Origin of the sequence: Paenibacillus sp. FSL R7-0210 (assembly GCF_038009085.1) — a bacterium.
Lineage (GTDB): Bacteria > Bacillota > Bacilli > Paenibacillales > Paenibacillaceae > Paenibacillus_AQ > Paenibacillus_AQ silagei.
This window is the reverse complement of the sequence record NZ_JBBPAR010000001.1, coordinates 5,560,632-5,576,006: the sequence shown is the minus strand read 5'-3', so window position 1 is coordinate 5,576,006 and position 15,375 is coordinate 5,560,632. Positions and strand designations below refer to the sequence as shown.

The window sequence follows — 15,375 nt, the reverse complement described above, 5'->3', positions numbered from 1 at the left end:
CCCCAAGTTATCATCGTAAGCTATATGTTCATCCAACCTTAAGCGGATTTATCCTTTGACAGAGCCTATGAGCATACCCTTGATGAAATATTTCTGTACAAAAGGATAGATCAGCACAATCGGGAGCGATGCGGCGACCATGGCGGAAAGTTGCAAGGTCGTTGTCGTGACGGTACTGTGCGCCGTACCGACGGTGCCCGACATATTAGCCAGCAATAGAGCGGCTTCCGTGCTTTGAACCAGTTTCAGGATATAGAGCTGGACCGTCTGCAGATGATCACCAAACGTATAGATCATGGCGTCATAATAAGCATTCCAGTGGCCGACAGCCGTGAAGAGCGAGACCGCGGCGATCACGGGCTTGGATAAAGGCAGAATAAACTTGAAAAAGATGGTGTATTCCCCGGCGCCGTCGATTTTGGCGGATTCGATCAGTGCTTCCGGCAGCTCGGCGAAATAGGAGCGGAACAGAATCACGTTCCAGAAGCTGAACAGGGCCGGAATAATGAACACCAGGAAGTGATTGTACAGCCCCAGCGAGTTGATCAGAATGAAGAACGGAATCATTCCGCCGCTGAGGTACATACTGCTGAGTCCCAGCATGGAGTAGAATTTCCGGTATTTAAGGTTCTGGCGGGAGAAGGCGTAAGCGAACATAGCTGTAAACACAATATGGGTGAACGTACCGATCACCGTCCGGGCCACGGTAACCCCGAAGGCCCGGATCAGAGCGCTGTCGCTGAACAAAGCGCTGTAGTTGTCCCAGGTGAACTGCCGGGTGAACAGGTACACGCCTCCTCTGGCATAGTCTGCGCCTTCGTTGAAGGAGCCGATCACTGAATACCAGAACGGATAGAGCGTAAATACAATCAGAATGAGCATAATCAGAACATTGCATGCATTGAACAGATGTTCCCGCCATGAGCGATCCTTAACCACGAGCGTACCCCCTAGAAGATTCCTCTTTTTGTTATTTTTTTGGCCGTGAGGTTGGCAAGATAGAGCAGGACGAGCGCAATGACCGTCTTCATCAGACCCACAGCCGTAGCGTATTCCATACGGAACTCCCTGAGCCCCACCTTGTAGACATAAGTGTCAATGACCTCGCTGCTATCAATATTCAGAGGATTCTGAAGCACGAAGAACTGGTCGAAGCCGCTGTTCAGGATATTACTGATGGAAAATACGAGCAAAATGACAATCGTGCCGGTAATGGACGGCAGCGTGATGTGCCAGATACGCTGGAAGCGTGTGGCTCCGTCCATGTAGGCCGCTTCGTACATTTCCTGATCGATGCCCGCAATGGCGGCGAGATAGAGTATGGCCCCCCAGCCCAGCTCCTTCACGAGATTCGTGAGCACGGCAAGCAGCCAGAAGTAGTCCTGTTCCCCAAGGAAATGGATCGGCTCGGAAATGATCCCAAGCTGCAGCAGCACATAGTTAACGACACCGCTGCTCGGCGACAGAATGTTGATAATCAATCCGCCGAAGATGCTCCAGGAGATAAAGTGAGGCAGATAAGTGACCGTCTGCGTCAGCTTCTTGAAATGCTGGGAAGTCAGCTCGTTGAGCATCAGCGCGAACAGGATGGTCAGGGGGAAGTTGATGAGCAGCCCCAGGATATTGATGCCAAGCGTATTGCGCAGCATATTCCAGAAGTTGATATCGTTCACGAACTCCTTGAAATTGTCCAATCCGACCCATTCTGCCGTAAAGATGCCTCGAATTCCGGTGACGATGTTATATTCCTTGAAGGCAATCAGTACACCGTAGAGCGGAATAAATGTAAAGACGAGAATGAATATAATACCGGGAAGAATCATGGTCTGAAGCGACAGCTGATCCTTGTTCCGGAAGTTCCTGCCTGTGCCCGGGGATTTGCGCGCCGCGAGCGTAGCCTCTGAATCTGTCATCTGGCAACCTCTTTTCTCTTGTGCTTCATCAATTGTAAGCGGATTAAGAAAGCGATAACAGGATTGGAGGTTATGAAAAGGTATCATTATTCATCCTGAACAGACAAAAAGCCCCTCCTTTCGCGTAAGCGAAGCGGGGAGCCTGCGGTCATGAGACAGAGTGGGGCGGAGGAAGCTCCGCTTAGGTTGAATTCACCGGGAATGCTTCTGATATTCCTTCGGACTGACCCCGAAATAGCTTTTGAAGACACGGGAGAAGTTCTTGGGGTTGCTGTAGCCGAGCTGCTCGGATACTGTATGGATTTTGACATTGAGTCCGCTGAGAGCCTGCCTGGCGTATTCCATCCGCTTCATCGTGACATAATCCTGGAAGTTGACCCCGGTGCTGTCCTTGAACATTTTACTGAAATAGTTATAGCTCATATTACAATAATTGGCGATAAAAGCCATGTTGATGCCGTTCAGCAGCTGCTTCTGCACATAGGTCTTGGCAATCTCCACCACATCGCCGCTGTGCGTCAGACTTGCGCGGGCTTCGATCATATGCAGGATACAGGACTTGAGGTACAGCCGCAGGGCCTCGCTTCGTTCAAAGGTAGAGAGGTCGCGCTTCTGGCCGGGCAGCCAGCCGATCGTGTGCAGGATGATCTCGTAATTATGGCGAATGCTGCTCATGCTGCTGCTCTTCAGGGCTTCTTCGTTAAAATAATGCTGGATCAGCGGGAGCACCTGCTCCCGGCGCCCCATATCGATCAGCTCCACCAGCGTTCTCAGATGCTCCGGCTTGATCCGGGTATCTTCCTTGTTCAGAGTATCCTCGTACACAATAAGGCTATGCCGGGAGGCGGTCAGCTTGTACTGAAGCGTGTCCAGTGCGCTCTGGTAGGCAAAGGCCAAGCCGCTCGTGCGGCTACCGGACTCCGTAGCACCGGCTGCTGCGGGCTGAACCGCGCCGGGTGCGCAGTGCACCGCAGCACCGACGGCAACCGCGGCGGAGCCATCCGCCAGGAACGGCTGGAGCAGCTTGTGTATGCCGCCAGCATCATACAGCTGATCATTATAGTTGAGCCAGAGGACCAGGTCATTATGGCGGTTATAAAAGGGGAGCAGACTGAGATCGGGCTGCTTCCAATCGGCAGCCAGCAGAAGCTGCTCCCAGTTGCCGCCGGTGGAAGGCTCGTGCGGAGCCGGTTGGCTCACGGAGACGATGGCCGCCGCAGTGGCAGGATGAGGGAAGCGGCAGCCCAACTCACCCAGTACGGCCTGGATGGCATCATGGTCATCCGGGGCAGTGTGCAGAACCTGATTCATGCCCCGGCTGGCCTTCTCCAGCAGGGCCAGTTTTTGCTCGGAGTGGCCTTCAAGGTCCTGCTGCTGCTCCTGCTGAAGCTCGTGCACTGTCTTGTTCAGCACCTCGGCAAGGTCGCCGGAATGGACCGGCTTCAGCAGATAGTCGCGCACGCCCAGCTTGAAGCTCTCCTTCACCAGATGGAAATCATCGTATCCGCTGATGACGATGATCTTATGGCGCTGGTGCCGTTCGCGGAGCGTACGGAGCATCTCCAGCCCGCCCATGCCGGGCATGTTGAGATCTGTCAGCACGATCGGCGGTTCTTCCCGCGCGATCACCTCCAGCGCATCGGCGCCATCGCGTGCGGTCAGCAGCGGGCCGATCTGAGGCACCTTCAGGTACTCGATAATATCCTGAAGGCCTTCGCGTACCATTTTCTCATCATCCACGATCAACAGCTTGTACATCCCTGAGCCCTCTCATTCATAAGGAATTCGAATCTGAACCTTCGTATAGTCATTGCTCTTGCCCTCCATGGTAATGGGGTAGGCGTCGCCGTAATACAGGCGCAGTCTGGAGTTGATATTGTGCAGGCCGATGGAGCGGCGGGGCGGCTCGGCCGCAGGGTCCTCGTAATGGAGCGGGGCGCGAAACTGTTCATTCAGGCCGGCAATCTGTTCTTCCTCCATCCCCCAGCCGTTATCGGTGATATCGATGATGACCTGCTGCTGAATGGCGTAGGCCCGCACCTGGATATGCAGCAGCTCCCGCCGGGCGGTTTGCCCATATTTAATGCTGTTCTCGACGATCGGCTGGAGCAGGAACTTGATCACCGGAAAGGTTTTTAATGATTCCTGGACCTCGATGTCCAGCCTGATCTCCTTGCTGCTGCTCAGCGATTGCAGACTGACGTACTTGCGGATTAAGCCGATCTCCTCGTTCAGCGTCGTATGCAGGGTATTGTCGCTCAGGTTGTAGCGCAGGATCTGCCCGAAATCCGCCAGCCGGTCCGCCGTATCGAAGATCCTGGCCTTAATCAGCTGCATCCGGAAGATGTCTAGAGTGTTGTATATGAAATGCGGGTTGATCTGATATTGCAGCGCCTTGATCTGTGCTTCCTTGCGCAGCCGCTCCTTCATGACCACCCGGTGGATCAGCTCGTTATTGCGCTCGATGAGATCGTTGAAATCATGCGCGAGCTGTCCCAGCTCATCCGGCCTGTTATCGGGAATGCGGATCGAATTGTTGCCGGTAATGACCTGGCGCATGACCGACACAATTTTGTTGAGCCGCAGAAAAATCATTTTGAACATGAAATAACAAGTGATCATCAGCAGCAGAATACTGAACACGATCAGCAGGATCTGATTCCAGACATTTTTGCGGACAGAGGCATTGAGCTGCTCCAGTGATACCTTATACACGAGGCTCTGGCCGATGGAATCGAGGTTACGATGCAAATATAAATATTCTCCCTGGATAAAATAAGCTCTCTTATCGCCGATATGCTGCTGCAGGATGGCTGCTTCCTCTGCTTCGTCCAGCTCTGCGGTAGACAGACCAATATGGCCGCCGGCATAGAGGAATTGGGCGTTCGACAGATTGGCGGGCTCCTCCTCGATGCTGAACAGGCTGTCCTCGGCCAGCGTAACCACGGCCAGTCCCAGCATGCCGCGGGCAGGCGAATACAGCTTGGTAAGCAGCGTATACTTCCTGCGCTCATCGTGTAAGCTGGCGGGGCCCAGCTCACGGTCATCCGGCAGCAGCCACAGCCGGGTCTCCGAATCCTTTTGCACAAATTGCTGTAGCTTGGGATGAGAAGAGTAGTTGCTCAGATGAAAGAAATAAGGCCACGACTCCGGGATGGCGTCATTCCCCATATAGACACGGATGGAATAGTCGTCACTCTCTGAGAAAGCGGTCGCATATTTGATAATGGGCGTGACGGTGTCCAGATATTCCTTCAGAAATTCCGATTGATCCCCCAGATAGGGGTCATTGATGAATTCGAGCATTTTGTTGTTCCGGCTGACCATGGAGGTCAGATCCGATGCCACCTGGATGCGGCCTTCAATATCCCGATAGGATTGGTCGAAGGCATGGGACATATTGGTGATGAAGCTGTCCTGGATGTTGCGCGTAGTATGGGTGCTGTTCCACACGAGCAGGACGGAGAGTAGAATAAAGGGAATGGTATAGAACACAATCATTTTGACCATAATGCTGTTTCTTCGTTTGGATATCATAGCGTTGTCACCTTCTGCGGCAGATCTTTACGGGTCCGGGAAGCCGGTAGCCGTATGGGTATTTATGATCTACTATGAATGCTGCCGTCCAAAAGAACAATCGAAAATGAATTAATGTTCATTTTGTGCGATTGGTTCCCTCCCTTTGTACTAACGTCTTTCGTTCCGCTTTTCTACAATAGAAGTATTACAACGCAGAAAGGTTTTGACCTAAATGAGAGAACGGTTAAGCATGGACAAGGATTGGCTGTTCCATCACGGAGATATAGCTATCCCGGTGGAGAACAGCCACAAAGCGGTATACGGCAACGCCAAAGCAGGCGGCATCATGGGAGCGGCCAGCATCGAATGGAACGATAATAAGTGGGAGACGGTAGGGCTGCCGCATGACTGGTCTTACCGCCAGCCGTTCGACCGTGAAGGCGGGGTGCCGGACTTCGGCTACAAGCCGCGCGGCATTGGCTGGTACCGCAAGAAGTTCAAGCTGGAGCCGTCTGACAACGGCAGACAATTGCTGCTGGAGTTCGACGGCATCGCCACCTATGCGACGATTTATTTGAACGGCAGCGTGCTGGGGCGGAACTTCTGCGGCTATACCAGCTTCGTTGTGGATATCACGGACAACGTCTTCTATGGCGACCGCCCCAATCTGCTGGTGGTGAAGGTCGATGCCTCGGTGTCCGAGGGCTGGTGGTATGAAGGTGCGGGCATCTACCGCCATGTGTGGCTTACGAAGAAAGATCCGCTGTCCATCGCAGACCGCGGCATCTGGGTCAATCCGGTGAAGCAGGACGGGGAGAACTGGTTGACGAACGTGGAGACGAGGATTACGAATGAGCGGGAGACGGCGTCGGAGTTTGAACTGCTGTCCCGTGTGGTACATGCTGACGGAGCAGTTGTGGCGGAGGAGCGGACTGCAGGCCGCGCGGAAGCGGGGGAAGCCGCCGTTCTGAAGCAGGAGCTGCCTGTTAGCTCGCCGCTGCTGTGGGATGTGGATGCTCCCCACCTGTACAAGCTGCACTCCACCCTGCTGGTGGACGGAGAAGAGCGGGACACGGTCACGACTTCTTATGGTTACCGCAGCATCCGGATCTGCCCCGATACCGGATTCTATCTTAATGAACGCCCGCTCAAGATCAAGGGCACCTGCAACCATCAGGACCATGCCGGAGTTGGCGTAGCGTTGCCGGACGCGCTGCATGAATACCGGATTGCACGGCTGAAGGCTATGGGAAGCAACGCTTACCGCTGTGCCCATCACAATCCTGCGCCGGAGCTGCTGGAGGCCTGCGACCGTCTCGGCATGCTGGTGATGGACGAGAACCGCAACTTTGACAGCTCGCCGGAAGGGCTGCGCCAGGTGGAGAATATGGTGACGCGCGACCGTAATCATCCGTCTGTTGTATTCTATAGCCTGTTCAATGAAGAACCGCTGCAGGGCACACCGGTCGGACGCAAAATGTTCAAGCGGATGAAGCAGGCGATCCTGCGTCTGGACGATACCCGTCCGGTTCTCGGGGCCATGAACGGCGGCGTTATGGAAGACGGCGGAACGGTCGACGTGATGGATATTGCCGGATTCAACTATATGCATGGCGGCTACGACCGCTTCCATGAGAAGCATCCGGGCCAGCCGATGATCGGGTCCGAGACGGTCAGTGCTTTTGCCACAAGAGGGACTTACGTCAGCGATACCGCGCTGCAGTTTTTTGACAGCTATGACCGGGAACGGGCGAATTGGGGCAACACCGCAAGAGAGTCGTGGCAAGCCATTAATACCCGCGACTATATGATGGGCACCTTTGTCTGGACAGGCTTCGATTACCGCGGCGAGCCGACGCCTTATGAATGGCCCAGCGTCAGTACCCATTTCGGCATCCTGGATACCTGCGGATTCCCGAAGGATTCGTATTACCTGTACCAGGCGTTCTGGCTGGACGAGCCGGTTGCGCATATCGCGGGCGGCTGGAACTGGCCGGGGAAGGAAGGGCAGCCAGTGACCGTCATGACACATACCAACTGCGATGAAGTGGAGCTGTATGTCAACGGGGAGCTGCGGTACAGACAGGCTGTTGAACTCTATGAGCAATGCCAATGGGAAATTCCTTACGAGCCGGGAACGCTACGGCTGGAGGGGTATCGTCAGGGCAAGCGGGTCGCTGTGGATGAGAAAATAACGTCCGGGGCAGCTTGCGCGCTGCGCGTGGAGACGAGCAAGAAGGCCCTGCTTGGCGACGGGCGGGACGCGGTCGTGGTGAATGTCTACGCCATCGACGCCGCAGGGCGGTTTGTGGAGACGGCGGGGCAGCAGGTCTCCTTCTCATTAACTGGCAGCGGCATTATTCTGGGAGCGGGCAATGGCAATCCCAACTCCCACGAGCCGGATCATCTCATGGAGCGCTGCCTGTTCAATGGCTGTCTCCAGCTGATTGTTGGCAGCGTTGGCAGCGATGCGGGGCATACCGCTATTGAACTGACGCTTCAGGGGGAAGGTTTGCAGCCTCTGGTGCAGGTCATCCCGGTAGAAGCGGCGGAGGAGCCTCCCTATGTATTGTCCGTTCACGAGCGGTATATTAACAACTGGCTGCTGACACAGGAGCTCTCTCCGGAGCGTCCCGACCCCAATGTGGAGATTCATCCTACGGATATGAATTCCTGGGAGAAGGTCGACGTCAGCTTCGGGCCGCAGCAGCTGCTCCAGGGAGCAGACGGCTATGTGATTTACCGCAGCTCCATCGCCCTCACAGAGCGTGAGAAGAGCAGCAGCCCATATCTATATTTCCATGCGCTTAGCGGGGATACCGAAATCTATGTCAATGGCCGGCTGCTGGCCAAGCAGTCCTCTCCATGGCCAATGACCCTGGAGGTTGCGCTTGACGATGTGGAGCTTGGCGATGAGACGGTTTTGTCCGTGCTGGTCGGCATTCAGCCGGATGTGTACAAGCCGGGCATTAACGGTGCGGTCTCGATGGGGTTGAGGGGGTAGGGGGCGGTCTATTTCTTTTGGAGGTAGTTTAGCAGCGCGATAATGAACATGCCGAACATGAACATTAGCACACTGAAGTCACTGGATGCGGACCAAAGAGCAAATGAAACGGCCCCTCCTTTAAAAGGACGGTGTAGCCGTTTCTACTTGGTTATCTATAAGCTGCATCAGTAAAAATGTTGTAATTTTTGCAACTTGAATCCCAAGATGCCGTGTGTTTGTGAGGCTTGTTGCACAAATTGCAACAATTGTCGGGTTAATCCGCATGCAGAAGAGGAAATGTTTACTTTTGTACAACAATTTTGAAATTGAGCCGAAATAAACAGGGGAATGTTGTATTATAGGCAGGATTTTTAAGTCGGCAGATTCACGTGACAATGTCGGCTGCCCAGGAAGTCCCCTTATTCACTTGGGGCAGGCTGGATGATGGGAACTTAAGAAATAACAATCGCCCTCCACACCGCTCTGTTGAGCGGATGGAGGGCGATCTTTTTATGAGACACTCTTCGTCTGTACGTTTCACCTAATCTACTCCACCAACCCGAGCAAATACCCGTAATGCTCCCCCTCCATCTGGTCTAGAGGGATGAAGCGGATAGAGGCGCTGTTGATGCAGTAGCGCTTGCCGCCGCGGTCAGCGGGACCGTCGTCGAAGACGTGGCCCAGATGAATGTCGCCGGATTGGCTGCGGACCTCGGTGCGTTCCATGCCGAAGCTGGTATCCGTATCATAGGTGACGACCTGCGGGGCAATGGGCCTCGTGAAGCTGGGCCAGCCGCAACCGGAATCGTATTTATCCTTGCTGGAGAAGAGGGGCTGACCCGTGGCGATATCGACATACAGGCCAGGCTCATAATTATCCCAATAGTCGTTGCTGAAGGCACGCTCGGTGTCATTCTTGACGGCTACAGCGTATTGGTCGGCGGTTAATCGCTCCTTCAGTTCTGCGTCGGAAGGGCGCGGGTACTGGGCCGGATCGATAACCGGCTCTTGCTCATCCAGGATGCTTAAGTCAATGTGGCAATACCCGTTCGGGTTCTTCTCTAAGTAGTCCTGATGATATTCCTCCGCCAGATAGTAGTTCTCCAGAGGAAGGACTTCCGTTACAATCTTCTTGTCATATTTGGTCTGCTCCTGGGCTACGGCCTGCTGGATAACAGCTGTATCCTCCGGGGACGAATAGTAGATTCCTGTCCGGTATTGAACGCCCCGGTCATTACCTTGCTTGTTGAGGCTGGTCGGATCAACGACCTTGAAATAAGCTTCCAGGAGCTGCTTCAGGGTGACCTGCTTCGGATCATACTTCACATGCACAGTCTCCGCGAACCCCCGGTCCCCGCGAATGACATCCTCGTAGGTCGGATTCTCACCTTTCCCGTTGGCATAGCCTGAGGTGACGTCCTGAACTCCCTGAATGCGGGCCATATACGCCTCAACGCCCCAGAAGCAGCCGCCCGCCAGATACAGGTCACGCAGATCCTTGTCAGCTATACTTGCGGTCTTGACCGCTGGAACTGGAGCGGCGGCTGAGGCGGAGCTCATTCCCGCGAAGGTGTCCTTAATCTGCTCGTTGGAGGCATGACCCGGGAGGGACTTCACCAGCACCCCTTCTTCATCGATATAAAAAGAACTGGGATACGCCCGTACCTGAAACTCCTTGGCCCATGTCCCATCTTCATCGAGCAGCACGGTCAGATTGTCATACGACTGCTTGTTGAACCAGTCCGTGAACTCCTTGGCGGATTTCTCGCCTTTGTAGCCGGGAGTTACAATCGATACCACCTGGAAATCCTTCTCCTGTCCGGCCAGCGTATTCAGTTCCTCCAGACCGGCAAGACAGATGGAGCACCAGGAGGCCCAGTATTTCACATACACGTTCTTGCCTTTCAGATCCTCCAGCTTCATAGGGTCGCCCTTCAGATCATTTAATGCGAATGCGGGTGCTGGCTTCCCCTTGTTCATGGTTGCCGGGGAGTCCGTCTTGCCGGATGCTGTATCGGGCTTCGCACCGCATGCAGCCAGGATCGACAGCAGGCCGCCAATCACCAGCATATATCCCATCCACTTCCATATCTTTTTCATACCAGATTCCTCCACCGGTTATTGAATCCAGCTCACAATCGTATTCAGCTGGTCTGTCATTAGCAGCAGCCCCATGGCGATCAGCATACAGCCGGAGGCGATCTTGATCCCTCCCATGAACCGGTACAAGCGGCGAATCCGCTGCACCAGATAGTCCGAGAAGACGGATAGTACGAGAAAAGGAATCGCCAGACCCAGCGTGTACAGCAGCATGAGGAATCCTCCATAGGCAGGGGAGCCTTCCCCAGCGGCGATACTGAGAATGCCCGCAAGTACCGGGCCGATGCACGGCGTCCACCCGAAGCTGAACGTCAGGCCGAGCAGGAAGGCCCCGATATATCCTCCTCGTGCTGCGCGGGGACTGGACAGCTTTTTTTCCCGTTCCAGCCAGGAGATCTTGATCAGTCCGGTCTGGTAGATTCCGAATAAGATGACAATCGCTCCGCAGACGGCAATGAACCTGGAGCTTGAAATGACATTGCCAAGAATACCGGAGCCGAAGCCCAGGGTGATGAAGACCACAGACAGTCCAAGCACGAAGATTAGGGTCCGCAGCATGAATACCGAACGGAACCGCAAGGAGCCTGTGTCCACCCCGCCCTGATTCACATTGCCCGCCAGGCTTCCGGACAGATACGAGACATAGACCGGAAGCAGCGGCAGAATACAGGGTGCAAAAAACGATAATACCCCTGCGCCGAAAACGCCGAACAGGAATACAAAATCACCAGCCATCTCTGTCACCACCTATATGAGTACTGCTTCTCTAACGCTAAGGCTTACCGGCTGGTGTAGATGGGAACAGTGAACCAGAAGCAGCTTCCTGAACCCTTATTGCTCTCTACACCAATCTTGCCGCCATGCAGCTCCACAATGGATTGTGCGATAGCAAGACCCAGTCCGGCGCCTCCGCTATTCTTACTGCGCGATTTATCTATCCGGTAGAACCGTTCGAAGATCCGTGCGGTCTCCGCCGCTTCAATTCCCTGCCCCTCATCGCTAACGGCGATCCGCAGGAACGGGCCTTCCTCGGCGGCGGACAGCACGATATGGCCTTCTTCAGGAGAATGTTGAATGGCATTCTGCACAAGATTGGACAGTACCCGCTTGATCTGCGTGGGCATCATCAGGGCCGCGGGCAGCTTATCCGGCAGCTCAATCTCGGCCTTCAGCCGCTTCTCCGCCAGATGGAAGGAGAAGCTCTCCAGCGTGCTGATCAGCAGCTCATCTGCATGGCAGGGCTGCGGGTCGAAGGTTCCGCCGCTCGCCTCCAGACTGGATAGCTCAAAGAGGTCCTGGATCAGCCCCGCCAGCCGCTTCGTCTCCAGCCGGATCGTATTCAGATACCGCTGGAAGGTCTCTTCGTCCTTGATCACGTCATCCTCCAGCGCTTCCACGAACGACTGAATGGAGGCAAGAGGGGTCCGCAGATCGTGGGAGACATTCGCGATCAGCTCCCGGCGGGCGGATTCGGACTGGTGGAGATGGTCGAAGCTCTCTTTTAGCTTACTGCTCATCTCATTGAATTGCCGGGCCAGCAGCTTGAACTCGTGCGGGCCGATCGTGGGGACTTCGGTGTGAAAATCCCCCTCGGCAATCCGTACCGTCTGCTCCGTAATCCGGGCAATGGACTTCTCCACCGGCCGTGTCAGCAGATGCTGGAGGATGAAGGAGAACAGGCCGATCCCGGCTGTGATGCCGGACAGATAATATAGCTGATCGATGGTCAGCAGCATCCGGGAATAACTGACGAATAGACAGACTAGCAATACGCCGATCCCCGTAAGACTGGACAATAGTAGATAGGTACGCAGCTTCATTAGATGCCATCACCCGCAAACTTATAGCCGATTCCCCAGACCGTCTTGATGTATTTCGGGTCAGAGGGAGTCTGTTCGATCTTCTCGCGTAATCTCCTTATATGCACCGTAACGGTAGTCGTATCTCCTTCATAGCTGAAATCCCAGATCTTGCTCAGCATCTGCGTCCGGGAGAACACCTGCCCCGGATGGCTCGCCAGCAGATACAGCATTTCGAATTCGGTCACCGTCAAGTCAATCGCCTGCCCGCTGATCTCCACGGTACGCTTCCCGACATCGAGGGTCAGTCCTTCGTACTTGATCGTGTGCTCAGCGGCGGTAGCCGGCGATACCTGGACATATCTCATTCTGCGCAGAATCGCCTGCACCCGCAGTACGAGTTCCCTTGGACTGAAGGGCTTGGTCAGATAATCATCCGCACCCATCGTCAGCCCCATTAGCCGGTCCTGTTCCTCGCCGCGCGCCGTCAGCATGATGATCGGAAGATCTTCGGTCTGCCGGATCTCGCTGCACACTTCCCAGCCATTTTTATGTGGCATCATCAAGTCGAGCACAATCAGGCTTGGAGACTGGCTGCGCCATAGCTCTAGCGCCTCCAAGCCGTCCTTGGCGGTGGTGACCAGATACCCTTCCCGTTCCAGATATCTGCGGCAGACATCGGTAATATTCGGATCATCATCCGCGACCAGCACTCGTTCATTCATCCTAACCCACCCCATATCCGGAAAAATCCATTTGATTCCATCATATCACAGGGTGAGGGCATCGCTCATCCCGTCTTATTTCATGGCCTTGGCAGGCTTCATGTACATGGTCACTACCGTATCCGCCACATAAGTGCTTCCATCGTACAGGGCAGGGGCCATGCTCAGATTGACGGTCTTACCGTCGACCATCATTTTTTTCGACCCGATCATTACCTTGATCATCTTGGCCGCCGGCTTCATGCTGTTGTCCATCATCTTGCCGTCGTCCATCATCTTGCCGTCGTCCATCATCTTGCCGTCGTCCATCATCTTGCCGTCGTCCATCATCTTGCCGTCGTCCATCATCTTGCCGTCATCCATCATCTTGCCGTCATCCATCATCTTGCCGTCATCCATCATCTTGCCATCATTCATCATCTTGCCGTCGTCCATCATCTTGCCATCATCCATCATCTTGTTGTCGTCCATCATCTTGTCGTCATCCATCATCTTGTCCATGTACATCAGCGATACGGAGCGGTCCTTGCTGTTCCATTCAATGCTGTAGCCGTACATCATGGCGGCCTGTCTTAGGTTCATTAGCTCCATGCCGTCTTTTTTCATCGTCTTGATGCCTGCCGCTGCGCCGGAGATGCCGGACACCGCCAGAGAAAGTACCAATACTGCCGCCATCATGAACCGTTTACCTGCTTTTCTGTTACCCATGCTTATCACGCTCCATATCTTTTTAGTGGTTTACATGGAACAGCATAAGCGGCAGAGCTTACGATTCTCTAAGCGAAACCTTACGATTGTATTACGGCAGCGCAAAGAGCGTATAACTTCTCCCTATAGCCAGATATCAGTTATAAGTGTTACTCCTAAGGCCGCACTCCATGCTAGAATTTATACACAAAGACAGAACAGTGGAACTAGAGGAGGGCTAATCATGTGTGATAGATTTCAGATCGTAGGCAGCCTGCTGCGTCCGGCGGAGCTATTAGAATATAAGCAGCAAATCGAACACCGGGACGATATCCAGTATCCTTTTTACGAGGATTTCCAGGGCTATGAGCAGTGTGAAGCGAAGGCGATACAGTCGGTAGTCGAGCAAGCGAGCGAGAATGGGCTGACAATTCTGACGGATGGGGAGTACTCCAAGTCGATGTGGCATCTGGACTTCGTGTGGGGCTTCCAGGGCATTGAACGCTATATTGCGGATCATGGATATTTCTTCAGAGATATTGACGGTACTTCCAAATACGAGACGCGAAAAGACATCGGTCTGCGCATCACAGGTGAACTCGGCGGGAAGAATCACCACTTCCTTCAGGCCTACCGCCAGCTTCAGGCTCATGCCGGAGACCGGGAGACGAAGCTGTGCGTGCCTTCGCCATCCCATATCTTCGGAGAGCTGTCCTGGTCGGATAACCTTGGCGGCGAGGGTGCAGTGTACCAGAACCGTGATGAGCTGAAGGCGGGTCTGGTGACGGCGTATAAGGATTTCGTAGGGGAATTCGCAGCCGCTGGCGGTAAGATTCTGCAATTCGACGACTGCCTCTGGGAGCTTTTCGCGGACGATAATCCGAATTCGCCATTTACCGGTGAGAAAATCAACCACGAGGAAGTACAGAGTCTCGCCACAGAGTTCATCGATATTAACAACACCATTATTGATTACGGACATAGCCTGGGGTTGCTCATGTGGACCCATAACTGCCGCGGTAATTATGATTCCCGGAATATGGGCGGCGGCTCTTATGTGAAGATTGCCAACCTGTTCCTGAAGCAGCTGAAGTACGACCGCTTCTTCCTGGAGTGGGACGACGAACGCGCTGGCTCGCTGGAGGCACTTGCTGTGTTCAAGGATAGACCGGAGACGGAAATTGTACTTGGCTTGCTGTCTTCCAAAACCAGTACGCTTGACGATGAGACCCGTGTCCTCCGCATGCTGGATGAAGCGTCCACGATCATTCCGAAGGAGAGATTACTGCTCTCCCACCAATGCGGCTTCGCGTCCTGCGACGGCGGCAACGAATTGACGGAAGCGGAGCAATGGGCGAAGATCAGACAGGGGCAAAAGATTGCCCAGCAATACTGGGCTTAACTTCATTAATAGGTAGCAGCTGTTCATAAAAGCAAGCCCGCATCTGGCAACAGGATGCGGGCTTGCTGCTGTTTATGAAACTAAGTAGTCTTTGAAACATCTGAATGAGGAGCAGATGGAATGTATATGAAAAACCGAACACAATATGCTACCACGAAGGTAAGTTGCCCAATGTATACGGAAATCCGAATACATTGGGTGCTGCTGCGATGAAGCGTCGCGCTATGCTCCACAGCCAGTAACA

General features: G+C 54.1%; 12 protein-coding genes. 2 read left to right on the top strand and 10 right to left on the bottom strand.

The annotated features are described in order from the left end of the window. Positions 1–48: 48 nt before the first annotated feature. From MKY64_RS23540 to MKY64_RS23525, 4 genes are all read right to left on the bottom strand, one after another. Entirely contained in the window at positions 49–939 is an 891-nt protein-coding gene (locus MKY64_RS23540; protein WP_340956100.1) for a carbohydrate ABC transporter permease, read from the bottom strand. An 11-nt stretch (positions 940–950) separates the two neighbouring features. Beyond that, positions 951–1,913 carry an ABC transporter permease gene (locus tag MKY64_RS23535; RefSeq protein WP_339312744.1) on the bottom strand — a complete coding sequence of 321 codons (963 nt, stop codon included), beginning with the start codon at positions 1,911–1,913 and terminating at the stop codon, positions 951–953. A 192-nt stretch (positions 1,914–2,105) separates the two neighbouring features. Next, the gene (locus tag MKY64_RS23530; RefSeq protein WP_340956096.1) at positions 2,106–3,671 is read right to left on the bottom strand and encodes a response regulator; all 1,566 of its coding nucleotides are present in this window, start codon (positions 3,669–3,671) and stop codon (positions 2,106–2,108) included. Between the two features lie 12 nt (positions 3,672–3,683). After that, complete coding sequence (locus MKY64_RS23525; RefSeq protein WP_340956094.1) at positions 3,684–5,450, bottom strand: sensor histidine kinase; 1,767 nt, start codon at positions 5,448–5,450, stop codon at positions 3,684–3,686. Positions 5,451–5,664: 214 nt separating this feature from the next. Here MKY64_RS23525 and galA point away from each other — a divergent pair, with 214 nt between their 5' ends. Then, a complete protein-coding gene (gene galA, locus MKY64_RS23520; protein WP_340956093.1) occupies positions 5,665–8,436 on the top strand; it encodes a beta-galactosidase GalA in 2,772 nt (923 codons plus the stop codon). Between the two features lie 8 nt (positions 8,437–8,444). Here the strand turns inward: galA and MKY64_RS33460 are convergent, their stop codons facing one another. From MKY64_RS33460 to MKY64_RS23495, 6 genes are all read right to left on the bottom strand, one after another. After that, positions 8,445–8,507, bottom strand: coding sequence for a putative holin-like toxin (locus MKY64_RS33460; protein ID WP_445323359.1), 63 nt, complete (start codon positions 8,505–8,507; stop codon positions 8,445–8,447). A 457-nt stretch (positions 8,508–8,964) separates the two neighbouring features. Then, positions 8,965–10,518 carry a bifunctional peptide-methionine (S)-S-oxide reductase MsrA/peptide-methionine (R)-S-oxide reductase MsrB gene (msrAB, locus tag MKY64_RS23515; protein WP_340956091.1) on the bottom strand — a complete coding sequence of 518 codons (1,554 nt, stop codon included), beginning with the start codon at positions 10,516–10,518 and terminating at the stop codon, positions 8,965–8,967. An 18-nt stretch (positions 10,519–10,536) separates the two neighbouring features. After that, the gene (locus MKY64_RS23510; protein WP_339312759.1) at positions 10,537–11,253 is read right to left on the bottom strand and encodes a cytochrome c biogenesis CcdA family protein; all 717 of its coding nucleotides are present in this window, start codon (positions 11,251–11,253) and stop codon (positions 10,537–10,539) included. Positions 11,254–11,297: 44 nt separating this feature from the next. Beyond that, positions 11,298–12,254 carry a HAMP domain-containing sensor histidine kinase gene (locus MKY64_RS23505; protein ID WP_445671731.1) on the bottom strand — a complete coding sequence of 319 codons (957 nt, stop codon included), beginning with the start codon at positions 12,252–12,254 and terminating at the stop codon, positions 11,298–11,300. 83 nt (positions 12,255–12,337) lie between these two features. Then, complete coding sequence (locus MKY64_RS23500; protein WP_339253575.1) at positions 12,338–13,042, bottom strand: response regulator transcription factor; 705 nt, start codon at positions 13,040–13,042, stop codon at positions 12,338–12,340. Between the two features lie 75 nt (positions 13,043–13,117). Continuing rightward, positions 13,118–13,750: a hypothetical protein gene (locus tag MKY64_RS23495; protein ID WP_340956088.1), complete on the bottom strand. Its 633-nt coding sequence runs from the start codon at positions 13,748–13,750 to the stop codon at positions 13,118–13,120. 223 nt (positions 13,751–13,973) lie between these two features. Between MKY64_RS23495 and MKY64_RS23490 the strand changes: the two genes are divergently transcribed. Beyond that, positions 13,974–15,131: a 5-methyltetrahydropteroyltriglutamate--homocysteine methyltransferase gene (locus MKY64_RS23490; RefSeq protein WP_340956086.1), complete on the top strand. Its 1,158-nt coding sequence runs from the start codon at positions 13,974–13,976 to the stop codon at positions 15,129–15,131. Positions 15,132–15,375 lie beyond the last annotated feature (244 nt).